We start from the raw sequence: 21,135 nt of genomic DNA, 5'->3' as shown, positions 1-21,135 counted from the left end.
ACTCTGCGGGAAGCCGCAAAGCGTCTAGGTTTGTGTAGTAGCGAATTCTATTCGCCTAATACTTTTCAAACATCCTCTTAGACATCGCTTCTACACATGTTAAGAAAGATCCGGGTAATGGATCACCCTACTTGGGGAGGATTGGAGCTGACTTTTCACGGCATCTGAAAAACCTCTCTCTAAATCTCTCTCCTTTTAGGCTACGGTGTACACACAAGTCCTAAAAACCTAGCTTGATAAGACTTTCCTCGTTCCCAGATTGGAGGCAGAGCCTCCACGAGGAGCATTCCCATGTAGAACATGGGAACGAGATAAAAACGAGGTAAACGAGATAAACGAGAGAAGAATGGAAAATCAAGCTTTTTTCGACTTGTGTGTACACCGTAGCCTTTTAGGAGAGAGACTTTGAATTTTCCCCCTTCCCGCGTCGGGAAGGGGGTTAGGGGGTTAGGTTTTTGGTGGACTTTTCCACATAACGTGAAAAGTCAGGATTGAAGAGACGTATTATCTATGTATAGATATCTGCGATCGCAATAAATAAAGACGGGTTGCAGCCCGTCTAAATAGCTTGAAAGTGCAAATACACCTTGTATAGTATTGAAAATAACACAGTTAATTTCCTCAAAATTGCCAATTTGCCAAGTCTTGAAGGAGGCAGAATACAAGAAGCGTCCCACAAGTCCTCTTATTTCCGGCGAAATCCTTTACCAGACTCAGTGCTGAGTGCTGAGTAAGAAGGAGAGTACTCAGTACTTTTGCTCTTGGGTTTTCGCCTCGCATATTGTGGGCGGAATCTTTCTAGTCTGAAAACAGTAATAATCGCCCTGACGAGATATTGCTTTGTCTAAATAAGTCATAGTAGAGATTATAGCTACTGGATACAGAAGCTCCTCTAATGTGTTCTGATGACTGGTTTAGTTTTATATGAAGTAAACCAGTAACAAAAATCAAGGTTTATAAGCATCAAATATGAACGTTTTACTTCTATACCCCCGTTTTCCAAAAAGTTTTTGGTCTTTTGAAAAGACTCTGGCTTTATTAGACCGTAAAGCAATGCTACCGCCTTTAGGCTTGGTGACTGTAGCGGCGATTTTACCCCAGGAATGGAATTTCAAGCTAGTAGATCGTAATGTTCGCGTTTGTACAGAGGCAGAATGGGCTTGGGCAGATTTGGTTATTATGTCGGCGATGATTGTGCAAAAAGAGGATTTGCTCTCTCAAATATTGGAAGCAAAGCAAAGAGGTAAACAAGTCGCTGTGGGTGGTCCCTTCCCGACGGCGCTACCAAATGAAATGACATCCGCCGGAGCAGACTACTTGATATTAGACGAAGGGGAAATCACCCTACCTTTATTTGTAGCAGCGATCGCACGGGGCGATCGCACAGGTATCTTTCGCTCTAACGGTGAAAAACCAGATGTCACCAACACTCCAACTCCTCGCTTTGACTTGCTAGAGTTTGAAGCATACGCGGAGATGTCAGTGCAATTTTCGCGCGGATGTCCTTTTCAGTGTGAATTCTGCGACATTATTGTGCTGTACGGTCGCAAACCCCGCACTAAAAACCCAGAACAGATATTAGCAGAACTTGATTACCTCTATCAACTGGGTTGGCGGCGTAGTATTTTTATGGTGGATGACAACTTCATCGGCAATAAGCGGAATGTCAAATTATTTTTGAAGTCCCTTTTGCCCTGGATGGTAGAACATAACTATCCCTTTTCCTTTGCTACAGAGGCTTCAGTTGATTTAGCCCAAGATCAAGAACTGATGGACTTGATGGTAGCGTGTAATTTTGGAGCCGTTTTTCTGGGAATTGAAACCCCCGACGAAGAAAGTCTCACTTTTACTCAGAAATATCAGAATACGCGAGACTCACTCAGTGAGGCGGTGAATAAGATTACCCGCTCAGGGCTGCGAGTCATGGCAGGTTTTATTATTGGGTTTGATGGCGAAAAGGCAGGTGCAGGCGCACGAATTGTCAAATTTGTAGAGCAAACAGCAATTCCCACAGCCTTGTTTAGTATGTTGCAAGCACTTCCAGATACAGCCCTCTGGCATAGATTAGAAAAGGAAGGACGACTCCGCAATAAATCTGCCAACATCAACCAAACCACGTTGATGAATTTTGTACCAACTCGACCGTTAGAAGACATCGCTCGTGAATATGTGCAGGCCTTCTGTGATTTGTATGAGCCAGAACGGTTTTTAGAGCGTACATACAAACACTTCCGTCTTTTGGGCGAAGCAACCTACCCGAAAAAGGGCAAAGGTGCCAAAAAACCATTGAACTGGAAAGTACTCCGAGCGTTGCTGGTGATTTGTTGGCGTCAAGGTCTACTTCGTCAGACGCGCTGGCAATTCTGGCGCAACTTGTGGAACATGTATCAGCATAATCGAGGTGGGGTGAGTAGCTACTTAGCTGTTTGTGCCCAAATTGAGCATTTCTTGGAATATCGCCAAATTGTTCGGGATGAAATTGAGGCTCAAGTAGCTGAATTTCTGGAAGCAGAAGCTAGGGTAAAACCGGAAGCAGAAGTTATGGAAGTGTTAGGAAGCGTTACAAAATAACTCATACAGCACATCCTAAAATTCCACACAGTCGTAACACATTCTACTGGCGTGGCAAAGCTAAAGTCGTGCATTAGGAAAAAAGCAGAAAATATTGATTTATCTCAATTTTCTCAAAAATCTATTGAAGCATTTTAGGCTTGCCATGCCCCTACTTAATATTTACTTTATAACTAGGCTCTTATATTTTCTAAATTTTATATTCAAGTCATTAATTCACTTCTCAATAACGAGCTAATCAGTTTGATTAATAGCTCTCAGCTAATATAGGAATCCGCTTTGATTTCTGAACTAATTTGCGTAGGCAGGCAATAGGCAATAGGCAATAGGATTTCAGAAGATTAAGGTGTACCGAATTTTTTTCAAAAATCAAATATGAGTCCTATATATAAAAAAAAGTCCGCTTTCGCGGACTGTGGACATTGGATAAGGTTAAGTTGTCACCAAGAGTGTCTACAAGATGTTAGACTCAATATTCATTCTTTCTTAGTAAAGGTTAAAAATCAAGTTCCACACACTAAATATTAGGACATAACTCCTTTATTTAAGTCTTTTTTAGATGTTATCTAAAAATAAATTCTACGCAGTTTTGATTCCGTAGCTAGTCGATAAAAAAGCTATTTTTAACAAAAAATTGAATAAAAGTGCTGTACTTTCAGCTAAAAATAGTAATTTATATCACTAATAACTCAGACATAATTAAGAGATTTATGTCGGAATTTATGGAAAATCACAGTATTTTTATTCTCGGATTTAAACCAGGTTTGGCAATGTGATATTTAAATTGAGAAATATTGAGATTTTACTTAGTTTGAAAGATATTTTGTACCATTTTTTTGTCGGCATTTGCCGCTGCACTATCCAACTCTGCAATCTCACTGGCGTCTAATTGCCAACCCAACGCACCAAGATTCTCCCTCGCTTGTTCGACGCTCTTGGCTCCAGGGATGGGAATGGTTCCTTTAGAGATACACCAATTAATTGCTACCTGTGACATGGTTTTGTTTCTAGACTGTGCCACCTCTCGCAAACATCCCAACAGCGATCGCATTCCTGGTAATATCTGCCTAAATAACAGACCTCGGATGCCTTTGGGCAAAGGGCCTTGCTCAGAGTATTTTCCTGTTAGTATTCCCAAAGCGAGAGGGCTGTAGGCAATCAATTTAATTCCCAACTCATCACAAAGGTCTTTGAGTTTGAGTTGAGTGACAGGATATGTAGATAACAGAGAGTATTGAACTTGCAGAGTTGCAATCGGAACGCCTCGTTCAGCAAACTTTTTCTGCACTTTCTTAAGTCGTTTCGGCCCATAATTGGATAGTCCTACTCCCTTGACCAGTCCTTGCTCATATACATCGGCAAGACCATCTAACAGCCCTTCCTCTTGCCAAGGGGCATAATTCGCTGTAGACCAGTGCATCTGTACCAAATCGACATTTCTTCCCAGGCGTTGAGCAGATGACTGGCAAGCCCTTATCATTGATTGGCGTGTCCATCTCCACGGGTAAGCAGCAAGCTTAGTAGCAATACAAATCTTTTCTTTGTCTGAACCTACGTATTCTCGGTTAAATCGTCCCAGGAGTAACTCACTGCGACCATTCAATCTCCCTGTTCCATAAGAATCACCTGTATCAAATAAAGTTACACCGTTGCTTACACAAAGGTTAAAGACGGCTTGCAACTGGTCATCCATACTTTCGTCATATCCCCAAAGCAGTTGATTGCCCCAGGCCCAAGTCCCGCAGCCCATACTTGGGAGGAAGAGTTTTTGGAGAGTCTGCATCTTTGCTCTGTGTAGATTGCCTTATTAATTATCAGGCATTAATGCGCGGGTAGTTTAAAAAGGGCGACTAGAAGTCGCGGCTACACAGACAAAACCCACCTGCGCGGGTTAAAAACCTTCATTTCTCGTTAGTCCACGCAGGTGGACTTCTCTGCGAGACGCTGTTCGCGTTCGTTTGTGTAGTAGCGAATTATATTCGCCCAATACTTTTCAAACTCTAAGAACAACGTTGGTGATTAAAACAGACATTTACTATATGTAAAAATTTAATTGACTTAAATTAATGAAGGATTCGCGGATTTGAGAATTTGGAAAGGGTGTAGCTTCAAACTGTACCACTCCAATTGCTTCAACCATTTGATTATTGTATTTTTCTACTTCATCTGGCGATCGCAACGATTGTTTATTCCAAGATGCGAAAATGCTTACTTTGGTGTCATCCTCAAGCACAATTTGCGATTTTGTATAAAGTCCTTGAAAACCTGGAATTCCAGTAGATTGCGGGTCAGGTTTCCAGGCTTTTGATGTGTAACGTCCAATAAGTTTGACCTGTTGATGATTGAGACGAAGTAAATCAGCACGTTTTTTGACTATTTCCAATTTGTTTGTAGGAGCTTGTTGATTATTGACAGCAGTTTGAAAGTAACTGAGGTACAAAATGCAGAACTCACACATCAGATATAAAGCACTGCAAATGACTCCAGGTTATTGTACTTACCAATAACGAGTGACTGCATAATTATCTAGCACTGCATCCACGCTAATGATCGGAATCTTTTCTGTGAGTGCTTGGGCAACCAAAAGCCGATCAAAGGGATCTTTATGATGGAATGGCAGAGCCACGATCACCGCTGCATGAGCAACTTTAATTGGTAATATTTCAAATTCGTTAACTTGGATTTGATGCTCCATCCACATTTAAAAATTTCCAGGAATTTGATACTTACCAATACTAACTTTGATAGCAATTTCCCAATAGGAAGCAGGACTGAGCAAGATATCATTGAGGGGATCGACAATCAAATCACAGGCGACTTGACTAAGGGCGCGATCGTTGAGTACAAACCAAAGGAATGCCTGAGTATCGAGCAAAAACTTCATGGCATGTAGTCGTGAAAGTCTTCCAAGTGGGTTTCGTCTTCAGACAGGATGGTTAGGGTTCCGATCGCACTACCGGGCTGGCGAGGCTTGCGGGGTGGTTGGAGTTCGCCAATCAGTCTGGCAACAGTGCGATCGCCGGAAAAAATCTGTACTTCTTCACCGGGTTGCAGACTTGCAATCAGTTCGGGTAAATGAAGTTGAGCTTCTGTTAATGGAATCCGTATCATTAGTTTTGTGCTTCTATGCGTTAGCCTTTCGCGGAGCGTCTCGGAGAAAAGGCAATGGCTCCGCCATCGCTCTTGCTTAATTTTACAGATATCTATAAGATTTTTTGATCGTCTGCTGTAAGGTTATTTGGGTTTTTGGATGCGATCGCAATTTACCTGTAAAGCAGTTACGATCAGATAGTTGAGCCTATAATTAGAATTCTTAGGGAGACTCCAAAGCATGAGTGAAACTGCCGAAAAACTTAAACTAGAACTTTCTCAGCTTTCTACAAAAGAACGTGCTGAAATTGCCTACTTTTTAATTCATTCTTTAGATGAGGGTATAGATGATAATCTAGAAACTGCTTGGGATACGGAATTAACTCAACGGTTGGAGGATATTAGTAGCAAAACAGCTATTGGAGAACCATCATCTCAAGTTTTTTCTGAGTTACGAGAAAAGTATTCGTGAAGTTTATTGTTATCCACACCGAAGCCCGAAAGGAGCTTGACACTGCAATAGCTTACTATGAAGCTCAAAAAGTAGGCTTGGGACTAGATTTACTGTCTGAATTGGAAAAAGTTATTCTTAAAATTCAGCAAAACCCCAATTTAGGAACCCCACACAAGATTGAAGGAATACGTCGTTATGCTATTCAACGTTTTCCCTATCTGATTTTTTATACGGTGCTTGAAGAAGTAATTTGGGTTATTGCGTAGACGCTTTGCGGCTTGCCACTAGGCATCGCGCATGGTAAGCGCAAACCGAATTACTGGAAAGAAAGAAATATTGAAATTTAATAAAAAAAGACTCAAAGAAATGACAGATTCAGTTATTAAATGTGTTTTCTTGAACTGAATTCAACCGTACCATCGCTGAGTGCATAGCAGCCAACCGCCGAACAATCTGGTCAATCTCTAAATCTAATATGCTGTAATCAATGACTGCCTGACGAATCGGTGTATGTCCTTGATTGACATCTAGCTCTTGTATCCGGGCTGTACGCAGTGCTTGCAGGTGCGGTTGGATTTTTCGCAGCGTTGCTTCTAAGTCAGGTAAAGGCGGTGGGGTAATTTCCTGCTGTATTGAATCAGCTAACTGCTCTAACAGTAGCGAAATTTGGCGGACAAAGGTTTCTAATTCTGGTAGGGGCACTGTTCCTCGAAAATGTTCGAGATGTACTGCCAAAACTGTCACGGCGTTAGTAAAACGTCCCATGTACACCAGCAGCGTCATTACTGGTTCTACTAATTCTTTGTGCATTTTGGGTTCGCGTAGCAATCCTTGGAAGGAGGCTTGGGCATTGCCGATTGCCAGTCCAGTTTGTCGCCGTTGACTGATAATTGTAGAGTCAGGCTCTTTTGTTCCCTGATAAACAGCCATCACATCCCGAAAGTAGTTGTGACATTCTCGCAGTGCAGTGGCGAGTTGACTGGGTAAGCGATCGCGTTCCCGATTTGGCAATATAAAATAATGACTCGCAAAAGCCAGTCCCGCCCCAATTAATGTATTCAATATGCGAAAACCAGCAAATTCCCAACCAATGGGATGACCAATGTCAATAATGAGTAAGACAAATATTGACAAAAAAACCACTGAATAGGCGTAGTTGACACTGATCAGGGAAATGCCAAAAAAGACTGTCAGCAAAATGATGATGTCTAATACAGTCTTACTAGTGATAGTTGCAACGATGACAGCGGCTAATACAGCTCCCAAGATTGTCCCGCCAACTCGCTGGAAAAACCGCTGAAAAGTTGCACCCAAGTTTGGTTTGAGGACTAGCATGATTGTCAGTGTCACCCAATACCCCATTGGTAAATTGGTAATGCTGTATAGGATTACGCCTACAGTTAGACTCACAGCTATGCGGAGAGCATGGCGAAAGATTGCTGAGTTTAAGGTGAAGTTTTCTTGGAGTAAACTTAAGAGCGATCGCTGTTTGTCTTCAATTAACAGAAGTCTATCTACATCTCGGCGATTCTTTTTGCTGTGATCTGCCAGAGATTTCGCTGTCTGAGCCGTGTATTGCAATTGCTTGATCAGCTTTTCGATCATCAGCACTAGGTTAGTGAAAGCAACGAGAGTTGTGTAGTCTGTCTCACTCCCAGCAATTGCTTTCCTTTGCAGACTTTCTTGTTCCTTCAGTGCCTCACAGATACGCTTGAGATTTCCGAGATCGATGCTGGCAGATTTGCCAGAGATGACTTTCGCTATAGCTTGGAGAATGACTGATATTTGTTCGAGTGCATCGTCTACTAATTGCTGGACTGCTTGATATTGATGTTGTTGGAAGTGAGTTTCAAGTAATTCGGTTAAGGCGATAACTGAACCAAGTAAGCGATCGCCATCCTGAATTAGCACTAACAATTGCTCATCCATCCAACTCCGCGCTGGCTGTCCAATCCTGACAGTACCTAAAGTAGTCCTTGCTGTCTCTAATGCCTGTCTAATTTCGAGAATCTTTTCAGATGTTGCAACTTTACCTACAAAAGCTTGAATGTAACTAGCTAACGCATTTAAGGAATTAGCCAAAGCTATCCGTAGTGGATCATAAGGTTTAAATGGCCACATTACCAAAGAAAGTAGCATCGCCCATCCACCTGCAATTAGACATAGCAGCGATCGCATGAATGCAGTTTCCAAGTTTCCTGATTGTGCGATCGTGGTAACAAATGATATCCCTAGCACCAGTCCGACATTTGCACCAGCATTACCGTACAGGGACGCAAAACCAGAAGCAAGTCCCCAGAGAAATGTCAGCACCACAGCTAGCGCTGGAACTCTAGCGACTATAGTACCCACAAATACTGAAACAGCCATTCCCAAAGTAGCCGCCGCCATCGCCTTAGCTTTGATCTGGTAAGGGCCACCAATATTCGCAAAGTTGACAAAGTAAGCCATCAAACCGACAAATAATCCGCTTTCCCTTTGGTTGATGAGTTGCCCAATTAGCATGGGAACCCCTAACGCTAAAGCAGCTCGTAAGCCGTTGGATATTGCTGGCTTTCCTGGCTCTGACTGGATCAGAATCTTGAGGAAATTACTTCGATTCAACTGCATTGTTTTTGTTAACAAAACAAAATTTTTATCTGGATTTTCTTCATATTCTGATATATTCAGATTTATTTTAATTTATATTAGATACGTAAGAGCTTTTGCAAAAACTTAATCTTAGGATGCACATTTTGCCAATTTAGAATTCATCCTTAATTCTTCGTTATACAGATATAAGGTTTACCGATAACAACAGTATAATTGCTGTGATTAGCGTATAAAAAGCACTGTCTGAATGCAAAGAGCTTTAGTCAAAAGTGATATAGGACTCATATTTGATTTTTGAACAAAACTCAGTACACCTTTATTCCTTCTTCCCAGTCCCCATTGCCCCTAATCCCCAGAGGGGGCCCCGAGTTCCCCAATCTCCAGTCCCTGAACTCTACGAGTGATTCAGAAATCAAATCGGATTGCTATATACATCAAGACATATCAATAATCTTAGTTGTTTATTGCTAACATTTAAAAAATATTAACAACAAAACAAAAAAGTTAAAATAATGTCAACGAATTTGATAGAAAAAAATACCAAATCTGTCCAAAAGTAGGGATAATTTTGAGAAGACAAAAACAATAAAAACCATTTAATTGGATAGGGTTTGATGTCGATAAACTGTTCCAACTTCAGGGGAGGATTCATTTATGAATCCTCCGGTGGCATAAACCTGAAGAGAAATCGATTGTGAGCAGATAAATCAGTGAAATAGACAAAAAGTTAAGCGCGAGGACATAGATTTAGTATGGCTAACAACAGTGCAATCACCCCAGCAGGACGCTTGAGTGAAAAGTTACCTTCACCGCTCAAGCGTTTGGCAGATTTGGCTTATAACTACTGGTGGAGTTGGAGTGGCGATCGCATCTCTTTATTCCAAACAATTGATTCCCAAGAATGGGAACGCTGTGGGCATAACCCAGTGGCAATTTTAGAGTCTGCAAGTTACGAGCGTCTGACCCAATTAGCAGAAGACCCGTTTTACTTAAAGCAGATATCCGCCCTAGCGCGTGAGTTTGACCAATACATCAACCAGCAAGATACTTGGGTCAGTCGAGTTGCACCGCAAGTATCTGCATCTCACCCCATTGCCTACTTTTGCGCCGAATTTGGCATCCATGAATCCCTACCTGTCTACTCTGGCGGCTTAGGTATTCTCGCCGGGGATCACCTGAAATCATCATCAGATTTAGGTGTGCCGTTGGTTGGTGTTGGCTTGTTGTATCGCCAAGGTTATTTTCGGCAACGCTTGAACCGCCACGGTTGGCAAGAAGATTATTATATTGATAACCCCTTTCAGCAAATGCCCCTGGAGTTAATTAAAAATGACCAAGGGGAACCAATTACTATCCAGCTACAAGTTCGCCAGCGATTTGTGAAAGTGCAAATCTGGCGAGTCCAAGTTGGGCGAGTCACATTATATTTATTAGATAGCGATCGCAACGATAACGATCCCATTGACCGCTGGCTAACGGGACACCTATATGGTGGTAACTTGGAAACCCGCATCGCCCAAGAAGTAGTTTTGGGAATTGGTGGTGTTCGCGCCCTACACGCTTTAGGAATTGAACCTTCTGTCTATCACCTCAACGAAGGACACGCTGCATTCTGCACCTTAGAAATTGCCCGCTTAGAAATTGAGCAGACTGGTAAATCCTTTTACGACATCGAAGCCAAGGTGCGAAACAGTTGTGTATTCACCACCCATACGCCCGTTCCCGCCGGTCATGATGTCTTCTCCCCCGATTTAATAGATTCCTTCTTTGCCAGCTATTGGCCGCAATTGCGACTTTCTCGTGAGCAATTTTTAGCATTGGGTGCAAGGCGATTGGGCGATCCTTGGGAACCCTTTGGCATGACCGTTTTAGCATTGCGGATGTCGCGTGCTTGTAATGGTGTGAGTGAATTGCACGGTCAAGTTTCTCGTAAAATGTGGACAGTTCTCTATCCGCAGCGATCGGAAGACAAAGTACCAATTGGTTACATTACCAATGGCGTTCATGCACCCACTTGGACTGCACCGCTGTTAGGTGATTTATATAACGAATATTTGGGAGCAGACTGGAAAAATCGCGCCGTTGATCCCAAGATGTGGGCTAAAGTTGATGACATTCCCGACGAGGAACTGTGGTCACGACATCTTATTCTCAAAGAAAGATTGATTGCGTTTACCCGTTATAAGGTGAAGAAAGCACGGGAGTTGCGTGGCGAAAATTATGAACTCATTCAAGCAACACAAAGCTTACTCGACCCCAACGTGTTGACCATTGGATTTGCCAGACGCTTCAGCCCTTACAAACGCGGGGATTTGATTTTGCGGGATGCCCAACGCGCACTGAAGATTTTTGGTAATCCTCAACGTCCAGTACAAATAATCTTTGCAGGTAAAGCCCACCCAGCTGATGAAGAAGGTAAGCGGATTATTCAGCGATTGATGGAGTGGTGTCACAATTCCGGGATTATTAACCGAGTCGCCTTTATTGAAGATTACGACATTTACACTGGTCAAAAATTGGTGCAAGGTGTGGATGTTTGGTTAAATAATCCTCGTCGTCCTTTGGAAGCGTCTGGTACAAGTGGGCAAAAAGTCTGCTTCAATGGTGGTCTTAATTGCAGCGTTTTGGACGGCTGGTGGTGCGAAGGCTACCAAGCAGGGCCAGATGGTAAAGGAATTAACGGTTGGGCAATTGGTGAAGATGCTCATACTAGCGATCAAGAATTGCAAGATCGGATTGATTCGCGATCGCTTTATCAGCTGTTAGAAGAAGAAATTGTCCCTTTATACTATGACCAAGATGCCCAAGGCATTCCCCATCGCTGGGTGCAGATGATGAAAACATCCATTAAAACAAATGCACCATTATTCAACACCGACAGAATGATTGCCGACTACGTTTCACAGGTGTATGTCCCAGAGATTTCTAAAAGTGTGGAACCGATTTTAGCTAAAGTACTGCTTTAAAGGGAATTGGGAATTGGGCATGGGGCATTGGGCATTTTAAAGAAATTTTTTCCCATTCCCCATTCCCCATTCCCCATTCCCCATTCCCCTTCCCGAAAGCGATAAGATCAAAAATAAATTCATGCTGTGTTTATGGCAACCCAACTCAGCCAAGCCAAATCACCAACAGAACTGGTAATCTCTTGGGAAGCCTTGCCCAAAGATTTTCAACTAGAGGATGAACCAGTGGAGAATACCGGTCAGCCACTTTTGGCTGGTGCTTTGCGTGAAAGCCTAGAAATCAGTGGATTCATCCAACCGCAGATGTTGATAGCTTCCAACTTTGGTCTTTGTGCGACAGTCAACGGCCAATTTATTGCCAAAGCACCAGACTGGGTTTATGTACCGTCGGTTAATGAAGTCGTGGGTAATCGCAAAAGTTATACACCCAATTTAGAAGGAGATATCCCTGCGATCGCTATCGAATTTTTATCCGATACTGAGGGTGGAGAATATTCGGTAAAGCGAACCTATCCACCAGGAAAATGGTTTTTCTACGAGCAAATTTTACAGATTCCCATCTACATAATTTTTGAACCAGATGGCGGTTTACTAGAATATTTTCAACTAGAAAATAAACGCTATGAGTTAGAGCAACCCGACGAAAATGGGCGTCATTGGATTGATGTAATGGGCTTATTTTTGGGAACTTGGCAAGGAACAAAAGAAGCGCGAACTGGTTATTGGTTACGCTGGTGGGATCGAGATGGTAATTTGTTACCGTGGGCTGTAGAACAGATTGAACAAGAACGCCAGCAAAAAGAACGACTAGTTGCTTATTTGCAATCTCAGGGTATTGACCCTAATAACTTACCCCCGTTTTCGTAGAGGCAATTCATGAATTGCCTCTACGAGAATCATCCGATTGTGCAAAACAAACTAGTTTGTTATAGCAATCCTGAATCATTCATCATAAACAAGATCCCCGACTTCTTTGAGAAGTCGGGGATCTGCGGGTTGCAATTTTCACAAATTAAATAGGATTGTTACAGCAATACTAAATCATTTCTGACTAGATATTCATCACTCTGGGAACATCTTTTTGAGTTTCAAGATAAGAGTAGAGTTAGTTATTTTCCAATCTTCCCATGCATTTTGAATAGCTTTTTTTTGTTCTTGGGTTAACTGCCAAGAAAGCGGGGGATTAATTTTACCACGAGGAAATTTAATCGGAATATACATAATTTCTACGCCTTTCTGACAAGATTTATCTTTCAAAAATTGCTGCAATTTTTCCTGCTCATCATGCTTGTAACCACATTTATATTTGTCTGTCAAGAGTTTAATATTTAATGCGTTGCCTTCGTTCTGCGTAGAACTACGAACATTTAATAAAGCAAGCAATGAACCAATAACTTCCATCTGCCATCCGGGAGCACCTTTTTCTTCTTGAAGATTTTCATCATCAGGAAAAGCATTTATTTGGATTAAAATAACTCTTTTTATTTGGTTACATCGCTCAGATTCTAATAGGTTATCAAGTAAATCTATGCTAGTACCAATACCAAAATTGTCGAAGTAACCACCATCACCTATATGATAATTCCATTTAGTTTCTTGACTAGGACGACACACAGGAGACACATAAGGGAAAGTAGCGGATAATCTTGCAGCTGTCGTCACATCAATATCATATTCTGGATAAAGGGTATTAAAATCTATAGATTTGCAATCCTCATGCTTACTAAAAGTCATCGGACTAACTAAAAAACGCCGTCCATCTTCAACTAAAGTTGCATTAAAAATAGGAATAGGAATAATTCCTTGGTCAATTTTCTCACTCCAGCTACCTAAACTTGCATCGGGATGTTCCATTTCCCCTTTCCAATCTATTTCGATAGCTGTACCACGGTCTTGCTCAGTTGCAGTATTATCTTCTTGCGCTTTTGGTACAACAAAAGGGAAACCAATAAAACGCAGTAAATCTGGATAAGCTAATCCCCAGGCTGTAGCATCTAAACTATCTTCTGTAGCGCTTTTAAAAATCTGTTTTAATTGATTTTCTTCTGGATAACCTTGCTCTCCAAATCTATCCAAATAAAACATTGTTCCAACAGAACCACCAGAAACCGAGCTTATCCAACCAATGGCTTTGGTAAATTCAGATCCAAGTTCTTCTTGTAAACCAGTCAAAACTTTAGTTGTCCATCCAGATGCTTGAATACCTCCACCACTTGCACAAACTACAACTAAAGTTTTATCTTCAGTTTGTTGATTATTCAGCCGTTGAGAGATAATATTAATCCACTTTTCTTCTGTAGGTTTTAACCAATTATTCTTTAAGTATATTTTGTAAAAATGATCTACTTTAAAAATAGTATAAGAAGCAGATGAAATTGCTAAAAATAATAGTAATGTGGGAACGCGAGATACGTCGTTAAAGAAAGAAATTCCGCCTATCCACACTACCATGATTGAAAGAATAAGAGTAATATAGAAAAGAGCAGGAACTTCAAATCTATTCCTGATTGGGCGAGGTTTAAAAATCAAATAACCCAACCCATAAACAATTAAGAGAAAGATAGAAAATACTGCTATTTCAGCAATCCCATAAGACAAATCACTACTTTCATCAATATAACCTCTTTGTATTCTTCCTGGCAAAAAAGAAATTATTTTCAATAATACCTGTTCTAAAATTTGATTGGATTTAAAAAATATCTTGGCAAGGTGAGTTGTTATTATCAGGAAAGCTCCTGCAACAACGCCAAATATAATTCCCCAGCCATGATCTCCTTCTTTTATTTCTTTCTTGGAAAGTTGAGTTGCCTTTATGGCAATCGGAAGACTTAAGATAATAGCGATTAAATATTGGAGAAATTCTGGAATTCCTTGGTGCTGAGGTACATCAAAACGAAGATGGGAATTATACAAAATGATATCGAAAACTTCTATCGTAGCTAGTCCTGCTAAAACTGCACCTCCAATCACTAAAACCAATTGATTATTAGCGCGAAGTATAAACAAGTTTTTTAGCATCGCGGATAAACCAGTATTCACTGAAATTGTTGGCAAGAACAATAGCAATAAGCCAACAATTATAGGTACTCGGAGAAAGAAAATATATTGCAATACGTTGTAGAAGTTTTGTAGCATTAAACCCAGGAATGCCAGTCCCACCCACAATAAAATACCGTTAAAAACCTGTTGTTTTTTCTTCATGACAAATTTCTGTAAATATACAAAGAGTTAATTATTCATATTGGTTTATATCTTGTACCCAGCTTTAATTTCAACGAGAGTAAAAGGGAAAATAATCAATCTACAAGATGTTTTACTTCACTCAATAACAGTTAATATTAGAGGAACACGATATAAGCCAATAAAGTTTGATACACAAGAACATATCAAAATTCCGCAAAAGATATTATAAAGTTATATTTAGTTAAGTTTTAAGTAGTAATACCAATTTGAAAAAAGAATGCGACAAATAGACCATTTGTAGAGACGCGATTCATCGCGTCTTTACCCAAGGATGTGTTGCAATCATTAATTGAATTGGTATTAGTAGGTTTTATCAGTCAACGAAATAATGCGGATTGTAGCGGTCGTGCTTTCAGACTGATTGATAAATCTGACTTTTCACCGTATCTGGAAAACCTCTCTCTAAATCTCTCTCCTAAAAGGAGAGAGACTTTGAATTTCATGCAAAAGAAAACTGCTGTATATATTTTTCCAGGCGTTTACCTTATTTTAAACTTCAAATATCTCTAGTAATTGCGCCTCGCTTAACTGCGTAATTCCCAACGAGATCGCCTTTTCTAATTTAGAACCGGCATCTTCTCCTAGCACCAAATAATCTGTTTTCTTACTCACTGAATCAGTCACTTTTCCCCCAGCTTTTTGAATCAAAGCCTTTGCCTCATCTCGTTTTAAGGTTGGTAGTGTACCCGTAATTACAAAAGTTTTACCTGCAAACTTTTGATTACCATCACCAACTGTTTTTGTTTCCTCTGTGGCAGTTAATTGTAATTTTTCTGCTTGCAAGCGTTCTATCAATCTTTGGTTGGCGTCAATCCGAAACCACTGGTATACAGATTGGGCAATTTCAGCACCAATACCGTAAATGCCTTCAATATCTGATTGCTTGGCTGTAGCTAACTGGTCTACGGTGAAATACTTCTGAGTTAACAATTGAGCATTCACACTGCCAACGTGACGGATGCCTAAACCATACAATACCCTTGACCAAGGTTGATTTTTTGATTGAGCGATCGCATCAATCAATTTCTCTGCCGACTTTTTCCCCATCCTTTCTAATGCAGATAACTTCTCTGCTGTCAACTCATATAAATCGGCAACGGAATGCACCAATCCTTTATCAACGAGTTGATACACCAACTTTTCCCCCATGCCTTTAATATCCAAGGCATCACGACTGACCCAATGTTCAATGGAACCTTTGAGAATCGCCGCACAGGAAGCATTGACACACCGAGTCACCGCCTCACCTGATTCTCGCACCACCAATTGACCGCAGACTGGGCAATGGGTAGGCATAACAAAGGGTTCGGTATCAGCGGGACGCAGTTCTTTGATTACTCTCACCACTTCTGGAATGATTTCCCCAGCTTTACGGACAATAACAGTATCGCCAATGCGGATGTCTAATTGAGTAATGCGATCGCTATTATGTAAAGTCGCGCGGGAAACTGTTGTTCCCGCCAGTTGCACAGGGCGCATCTCAGCTAACGGTGTTAACGCCCCCGTTCTCCCAACATTCACAGCAATATTTTCTACACGGGTGGGTGCTTCTTCGGCTGGGTACTTCAAAGCGATCGCCCAGCGGGGAAATTTCTGCGTAAATCCTAGCTGTTCCTGAAGCTTAAAAGAATTCAGCTTCACTACTACCCCATCAGTCATGTAGGGTAAATTCAGCCGTTCCGTATCCCAGTATTCATAATATTTTGCCACTTCTGCGATCGAAGCACACAGTTTGTGGTTGGGGTTGACTCGAAAACCCATTTTTTCCAACAATTCCAACGCTTCCCATTGGGTATTGGCAATACTGGTGTCATCTCTACCAGGAATGTGCAGAGTGTAGCTAAAGAAATCTAACCGCCGTTTAGCGACAATGCGGGAGTCTAATTGCCTGAGTGTACCAGCTGCGGCATTGCGGGGATTGGCAAATAATTGCTCACCTGCTTTTTGTCTTTCCTCGTTAATTTGTTTAAAAACTTCCAAGGGTAAAAACGCCTCGCCTCGCACTTCCACCCTTTCCAGAATTTCTAACCCTTCAAAATTCAAACGTAAGGGAATTGAGCGAATTGTCCGCACATTTTGGGTGATATCTTCACCCGCCACCCCATCACCCCTAGTTGTCCCCCTAACTAGAACGCCATTCTGGTAGGTAAGAGCCAAAGCAGAACCATCAATTTTCAGTTCAGTGACATATTCCACTGATTCTATTTTTGGTAATTGTCGCCGCCAACGCTGATCCCACCCTTTCAACTCATCGATATTGAATGCATTCTCCAGACTGTACAAAGGGATATTATGCCGCGCCGAAGTAAACTGTGTTGCTGGTCTTTCACCCACGCGCTGAGTCGGACTATCGGGTGCTGTCAACTCTGGATATTGAATTTCCAGTTGTTGTAATTCTCGATATAGTTGGTCATAGACTGCATCTTCCATGATTGGAGTATCTAAGACGTAATAAGCATAGCTGGCTTGTTGCAATAACTGGCGCAATTCTTCTGTGCGCTTTACTTCAGGCTTAATCTGTGTCATTGAATTATTACAAAATATCAACGAATAAAATTTAAAGATGATCGAACCTGCTTTGTTTGGATTCACTCGTAGAGGTAAGGGACTGGGGATTAGGGACTGGGGACTGGGAAGAAGGAATAAAGGTGTACTGAGTTTTGTTCAAAAATCAAATATGAGTCCTATAGTTAATTGAGATGTTAGCTAGATTTTCGCCAAGCTGTACTTAGAGACTTTTCCAGGTTACTTAATTTAATCCCAATCGTTCCATCCATCGGTAGACTTAACATTTTACGTGCAGCGCTTCGTGACAATAAATCATTGTTCGCTGTTAGACTTGTACAGTCGGCAGTATTTTCACTTATGTTTTTTAAACATCAAATAGGATTCTTATACTAGTTTTCTGTGAAGCTGCATATTATTTTGACCCCTCCCTAACCCTCTACGGTGTACACACAAGTCGAAAAAAGCTTGATTTTCCATTCATTGTTTTCTCGTTGATCTCGTTCCCAGTCGGAGACTGGGAATGCCTGATTAGGGGCTGCTGCCTCTAGTCAGATATTGAGTCAGAGACTCAATGAATGCATTCCCAGTCTGAGACTGGGAACGAGGAAATGCTTATCAAGCTAGGTTTTTAGGACTTGTGTGTACACCGTAGCTTGCCAAGGGGGGTAAATCTAGAGTGTAGGCTTCATTCCCAAGGGGAGGTGCCGCCGGCGGTGGGGTTCTTTCTATGCGTCTTCATAAAGAATTGGTATTATATCTTAAATAATTTATATACTACTTTTTGAGGATAGCTTGAATTCCACTAAAACCATATCTGCGGCAACAGTTCCATTAACGCGATCGCGCCCTAATTGACGAGAGAAGATTTTCCAAAATAGACTAGGATCTTTTAGTATTGCTTGGAGTAGTCTCAACTTCGATACTGTTTGATTTTTGCCAAATTTAGATAAACTAAAATTGTTTGTTGCTCGTGCGATCGCAGAATTTGCAGGTGGCATATAAAATTTTATCTCACAGCCTAGTTGACGTGCTAGTTCTTCGTAAGATTTTTTACTAAAACGTAGTATATGATGTGGTGGATGATTTAATATATCAAACCAATCTGATTCAACTGACATTGGTGAATAAGGAGTACTAATCAAGATACTACCCATCGGTTTCAGAACAGAAAGCATTGATGCAATAAATTCCTTTGGTTGGCTAATATGTTCTAAGCAATGAAAAGACAAGACATAGTTAAACTTTTCACTAGAAAATTTATTGTAAAAACTCTCAATTGTTTCACAATAAACTTCAAATCCTCTTTTCTGACATTGGTCAACAGATTCTGGAGTTGTATCCAAGCCAACTATACGAGTATTTGAAAGTTTTTTAGCAGCAATTTCCAGAAAATTACCTCCTCCGCAGCCCACATCTAAGACAGAAATCGGATTTTGTCTTTCTCGCTTTTTTATTTGCTCAATAACCGCAAACCATTCCCATCTAGACTCTGGATAATAACCAACTCTTGTAGTAACCCATTGATAAAATGACTGGCTACCTGCTTCTAAAGGGAAAGCATATTCAAGCGAGCACTTTTTACATTGCTGTATTTCATAGTCTATGATTTCAATTTTTTCTGGAGGCTTCTCGGCAAAATAATCTTCTAATTCGCTGATAATATTTTTTTGAGATAATGAACGAATATGGATGCCATCATGGTTGCAAACAGGACATTTATTTGAAAAAGTTTCAGACATAATAAACGTTGATTGATCTATTTCTTGATGTGTTTACTTAGAGTTTACTATGCTTTTTATGCTCTACTAGATTTATATTTTCCGTTATGTGTTAATATCTTTCTCTTTAATATGCCAGTTTTTTGAGGCGGGGAAAGTAATGACTAGAATTCTGCAAAATACACCTGCAATTATTATTGCACACCGAGGTGCTAGCGGCTATCGTCCAGAACATACTTTAGCTGCATACAAATTAGCGATCGCACTAGGCGCTGATTATATTGAACCTGATTTAGTTTCCACCAAAGACGGTGTTTTAATTGCTCGTCACGAAAATGAGATTTCTGAAACCACTGATGTTGCTAGCCATCGAGAATTTGCTTACCGTCAAACCACGAAAATAATTGATGGCGAATCGAAAACTGGCTGGTTTACTGAGGATTTTACCTTGACAGAAATAAAAACACTACGAGCTAAGGAGCGAATTGGGCAACTGCGATCGCAAAATACCACTTATGATGGACTCTTAGAAATTCCTACTCTCCAAGAAATCATCGATTTAGTCAAGGTTAAAAGTGCCGAAATTAATCGGGCGATCGGTATTTACCCAGAAACTAAGCACCCAACTTACTTTCAATCTATTGGGTTACCCCTTGAAGCACCCCTACTTGCAACTTTGACAGCCAACGGTTATCAGGGCGCTAATGCACCTGTTTTCATTCAGTCTTTTGAAGTGGGTAATTTACAAGATTTATCTACAAAGACTGATTTACCTCTGGTGCAATTGCTGAATGACAGTGGTAAACCTTATGATTTTGTCGTTAGTGGCTGCGATAGCACCTATGCAGATTTAGCCACTGCATCAGGTTTAAAAGAAATTGCTAAATATGCACAAGCAGTTGGCGTTCATAAAAATTTGCTGGTTCCGAGAGACAGCAATGGTAAATTGCGTAGACGCAAAGCGGCTTGTCGCCAGACATCGCCTACATCTTTAGTCACAGATGCTCATGCGGCTGGTTTGCTGGTTCATGTCTGGACTTTCCGCAATGAAGACTGCTTTTTACCACTAGATTTTCAAGGAAATCCCCAAGGGGAATATGAATTATTTTTCAGCTTAGGTATTGATGGCGTATTTACTGACTACCCAGATACGGCTTTTGCTGTCACTGAAAACCCTCGGTTTAAACTTGGTTCCCCATGAAATTCGGGAGCATAAAATCAAATTTGTGGTAATGCACAATAAGATTCACGAATGATTAAATAAGTCGGGAACCTGAGATTTAGCATTATCACAAACTAGTCATCACCTGAGCTAATTGATTAGATAAATCAATTACAGACTCCTGGCATTTTTTAAATAAAACGCCAGCTAAAAAATAATAATCGCCAGAATAATATGCCATCTTATTTTCTCGGAGTTTTTCGATATGCTTCTTTACCTTGGGATCAGAGCTATAGTAGCCGAACTGCAAAGGTAACACCATGAAGTTTTGAACAGAATAACCATTTTCTTTTGCGAGGTTTAGCGTACTTGTTGGATTAGAAAAGCTAGATATTAAAACCAACACATTTTCATAACCTAACGATAAAAGCTTGTTAGTAACTGTGGCTCCATCTACGCCCCCAAATAAAAGTGGCATATAAATATCGCTATCTGGTGCGGGTAGATAGGGTGGATTAGCTACAAGGTAATCGGCATCGGGTTGAGAAGAATTAAACAAAGATGAATTATGGATGATGTATTTATTAGTGAGATCGTATTCATCGATGGTTGAATTTGCGACTTTCCATGCAGAAGTATTTAACTCAAATCCCTGAATTATTCCATCAAACTTATTTCTCAATAAGGAATTAATTACAGGGCTGCCATCTCCTGAACCAAACTCAACAATAGATTCGTAATTTTTACAATTTCTGAGGACAAAGTTTTCTAAGCAGTTTGAGTAGAAATTAGATTCTTCAGGACAAAAAAAGATATCTTTCATTTGACTAA

Annotated in this window: 16 protein-coding genes; 6 read left to right on the top strand and 10 right to left on the bottom strand. The window is 40.7% G+C overall.

Features of this window, described 5'->3' with window-relative positions; translation table 11 throughout:
• The first annotated feature begins 969 nt into the window (after positions 1–969).
• Positions 970–2,571 carry a B12-binding domain-containing radical SAM protein gene (locus ACWATR_RS24775; protein ID WP_460338279.1) on the top strand — a complete coding sequence of 534 codons (1,602 nt, stop codon included), beginning with the start codon at positions 970–972 and terminating at the stop codon, positions 2,569–2,571.
• An 802-nt stretch (positions 2,572–3,373) separates the two neighbouring features.
• Here ACWATR_RS24775 and ACWATR_RS24770 read toward each other — a convergent pair.
• From ACWATR_RS24770 to ACWATR_RS24750, 5 genes are all read right to left on the bottom strand, one after another.
• The gene (locus ACWATR_RS24770) at positions 3,374–4,354 is read right to left on the bottom strand and encodes an aldo/keto reductase (protein ID WP_460338277.1); all 981 of its coding nucleotides are present in this window, start codon (positions 4,352–4,354) and stop codon (positions 3,374–3,376) included.
• Between the two features lie 252 nt (positions 4,355–4,606).
• Positions 4,607–5,011 carry a hypothetical protein gene (locus ACWATR_RS24765; protein ID WP_460338275.1) on the bottom strand — a complete coding sequence of 135 codons (405 nt, stop codon included), beginning with the start codon at positions 5,009–5,011 and terminating at the stop codon, positions 4,607–4,609.
• 57 nt (positions 5,012–5,068) lie between these two features.
• The gene (locus ACWATR_RS24760; protein WP_460338273.1) at positions 5,069–5,266 is read right to left on the bottom strand and encodes a type II toxin-antitoxin system VapC family toxin; all 198 of its coding nucleotides are present in this window, start codon (positions 5,264–5,266) and stop codon (positions 5,069–5,071) included.
• A gap of 6 nt (positions 5,267–5,272) precedes the next feature.
• Positions 5,273–5,455, bottom strand: a complete 183-nt coding sequence (locus ACWATR_RS24755) for a type II toxin-antitoxin system VapC family toxin (RefSeq protein WP_460338271.1) — start codon at positions 5,453–5,455, stop codon at positions 5,273–5,275.
• On the bottom strand, positions 5,452–5,682 hold the full coding sequence (locus ACWATR_RS24750) for a type II toxin-antitoxin system Phd/YefM family antitoxin (protein ID WP_435026090.1): 231 nt from the start codon (positions 5,680–5,682) through the stop codon (positions 5,452–5,454). Before ACWATR_RS24750 ends, ACWATR_RS24755 begins: the two co-directional genes overlap by 4 nt.
• A gap of 220 nt (positions 5,683–5,902) precedes the next feature.
• Between ACWATR_RS24750 and ACWATR_RS24745 the strand changes: the two genes are divergently transcribed.
• On the top strand, positions 5,903–6,133 hold the full coding sequence (locus tag ACWATR_RS24745) for an addiction module protein (RefSeq protein ID WP_460338269.1): 231 nt from the start codon (positions 5,903–5,905) through the stop codon (positions 6,131–6,133).
• On the top strand, positions 6,130–6,381 hold the full coding sequence (locus tag ACWATR_RS24740; RefSeq protein WP_460338267.1) for a type II toxin-antitoxin system RelE/ParE family toxin: 252 nt from the start codon (positions 6,130–6,132) through the stop codon (positions 6,379–6,381). The genes ACWATR_RS24745 and ACWATR_RS24740 overlap by 4 nt, the downstream gene beginning before the upstream one ends.
• 109 nt (positions 6,382–6,490) lie before the next feature.
• Here ACWATR_RS24740 and ACWATR_RS24735 read toward each other — a convergent pair whose 3' ends face one another.
• Complete coding sequence (locus ACWATR_RS24735) at positions 6,491–8,725, bottom strand: FUSC family protein (RefSeq protein ID WP_460338265.1); 2,235 nt, start codon at positions 8,723–8,725, stop codon at positions 6,491–6,493.
• Between the two features lie 734 nt (positions 8,726–9,459).
• On the opposite strand from ACWATR_RS24735, the gene glgP reads away from it, so the two are divergent.
• Both glgP and ACWATR_RS24725 read left to right on the top strand, forming a co-directional pair.
• Positions 9,460–11,673, top strand: coding sequence for an alpha-glucan family phosphorylase (gene glgP / locus ACWATR_RS24730; protein ID WP_460338263.1), 2,214 nt, complete (start codon positions 9,460–9,462; stop codon positions 11,671–11,673).
• Positions 11,674–11,805: 132 nt separating this feature from the next.
• The gene (locus ACWATR_RS24725) at positions 11,806–12,540 is read left to right on the top strand and encodes a Uma2 family endonuclease (protein ID WP_460338261.1); all 735 of its coding nucleotides are present in this window, start codon (positions 11,806–11,808) and stop codon (positions 12,538–12,540) included.
• Positions 12,541–12,735: 195 nt separating this feature from the next.
• Here the strand turns inward: ACWATR_RS24725 and ACWATR_RS24720 are convergent, their stop codons facing one another.
• The 3 genes from ACWATR_RS24720 to ACWATR_RS24710 all read right to left on the bottom strand — a co-directional run bounded on the left by ACWATR_RS24720 (position 12,736) and on the right by ACWATR_RS24710 (position 19,163).
• Entirely contained in the window at positions 12,736–14,874 is a 2,139-nt protein-coding gene (locus ACWATR_RS24720) for a hypothetical protein (protein ID WP_460338259.1), read from the bottom strand.
• A 531-nt stretch (positions 14,875–15,405) separates the two neighbouring features.
• A complete protein-coding gene (gene ligA, locus ACWATR_RS24715; protein ID WP_460338257.1) occupies positions 15,406–17,442 on the bottom strand; it encodes an NAD-dependent DNA ligase LigA in 2,037 nt (678 codons plus the stop codon).
• 749 nt (positions 17,443–18,191) lie between these two features.
• Positions 18,192–19,163: a class I SAM-dependent methyltransferase gene (locus ACWATR_RS24710; protein ID WP_460338255.1), complete on the bottom strand. Its 972-nt coding sequence runs from the start codon at positions 19,161–19,163 to the stop codon at positions 18,192–18,194.
• A 139-nt stretch (positions 19,164–19,302) separates the two neighbouring features.
• Here ACWATR_RS24710 and ACWATR_RS24705 point away from each other — a divergent pair, with 139 nt between their 5' ends.
• Positions 19,303–20,343, top strand: a complete 1,041-nt coding sequence (locus tag ACWATR_RS24705) for a glycerophosphodiester phosphodiesterase (RefSeq protein ID WP_460338253.1) — start codon at positions 19,303–19,305, stop codon at positions 20,341–20,343.
• Positions 20,344–20,431: 88 nt separating this feature from the next.
• Here the strand turns inward: ACWATR_RS24705 and ACWATR_RS24700 are convergent, their stop codons facing one another.
• A complete protein-coding gene (locus tag ACWATR_RS24700; RefSeq protein WP_460338251.1) occupies positions 20,432–21,127 on the bottom strand; it encodes a class I SAM-dependent methyltransferase in 696 nt (231 codons plus the stop codon).
• Between the last annotated feature and the right edge of the window lie 8 nt (positions 21,128–21,135).

The sequence above is a fragment of the Nostoc sp. UIC 10890 genome, assembly GCF_054786515.1.
The sequence above is the reverse complement of the archived record's forward strand: the minus strand, read 5'-3'. Positions and strand labels throughout refer to the sequence as shown.

Bases quoted from the DNA above. Each gene is read 5' to 3' on its own strand.
- ACWATR_RS24775 (WP_460338279.1), top strand. From the start codon at position 970: ATGAACGTTTTACTTCTATACCCCCGTTTTCCAAAAAGTTTTTGGTCT.
- ACWATR_RS24770 (WP_460338277.1), bottom strand. From the start codon at position 4,354: ATGCAGACTCTCCAAAAACTCTTCCTCCCAAGTATGGGCTGCGGGACT.
- ACWATR_RS24760 (WP_460338273.1), bottom strand. From the start codon at position 5,266: ATGGAGCATCAAATCCAAGTTAACGAATTTGAAATATTACCAATTAAA.
- ACWATR_RS24755 (WP_460338271.1), bottom strand. From the start codon at position 5,455: ATGAAGTTTTTGCTCGATACTCAGGCATTCCTTTGGTTTGTACTCAAC.
- ACWATR_RS24750 (WP_435026090.1), bottom strand. From the start codon at position 5,682: ATGATACGGATTCCATTAACAGAAGCTCAACTTCATTTACCCGAACTG.
- ACWATR_RS24745 (WP_460338269.1), top strand. From the start codon at position 5,903: ATGAGTGAAACTGCCGAAAAACTTAAACTAGAACTTTCTCAGCTTTCT.
- ACWATR_RS24735 (WP_460338265.1), bottom strand. From the start codon at position 8,725: ATGCAGTTGAATCGAAGTAATTTCCTCAAGATTCTGATCCAGTCAGAG.
- glgP (WP_460338263.1), top strand. From the start codon at position 9,460: ATGGCTAACAACAGTGCAATCACCCCAGCAGGACGCTTGAGTGAAAAG.
- ACWATR_RS24725 (WP_460338261.1), top strand. From the start codon at position 11,806: ATGGCAACCCAACTCAGCCAAGCCAAATCACCAACAGAACTGGTAATC.
- ACWATR_RS24720 (WP_460338259.1), bottom strand. From the start codon at position 14,874: ATGAAGAAAAAACAACAGGTTTTTAACGGTATTTTATTGTGGGTGGGA.
- ligA (WP_460338257.1), bottom strand. From the start codon at position 17,442: ATGACACAGATTAAGCCTGAAGTAAAGCGCACAGAAGAATTGCGCCAG.
- ACWATR_RS24710 (WP_460338255.1), bottom strand. From the start codon at position 19,163: ATGTCTGAAACTTTTTCAAATAAATGTCCTGTTTGCAACCATGATGGC.
- ACWATR_RS24705 (WP_460338253.1), top strand. From the start codon at position 19,303: ATGACTAGAATTCTGCAAAATACACCTGCAATTATTATTGCACACCGA.
- ACWATR_RS24700 (WP_460338251.1), bottom strand. From the start codon at position 21,127: ATGAAAGATATCTTTTTTTGTCCTGAAGAATCTAATTTCTACTCAAAC.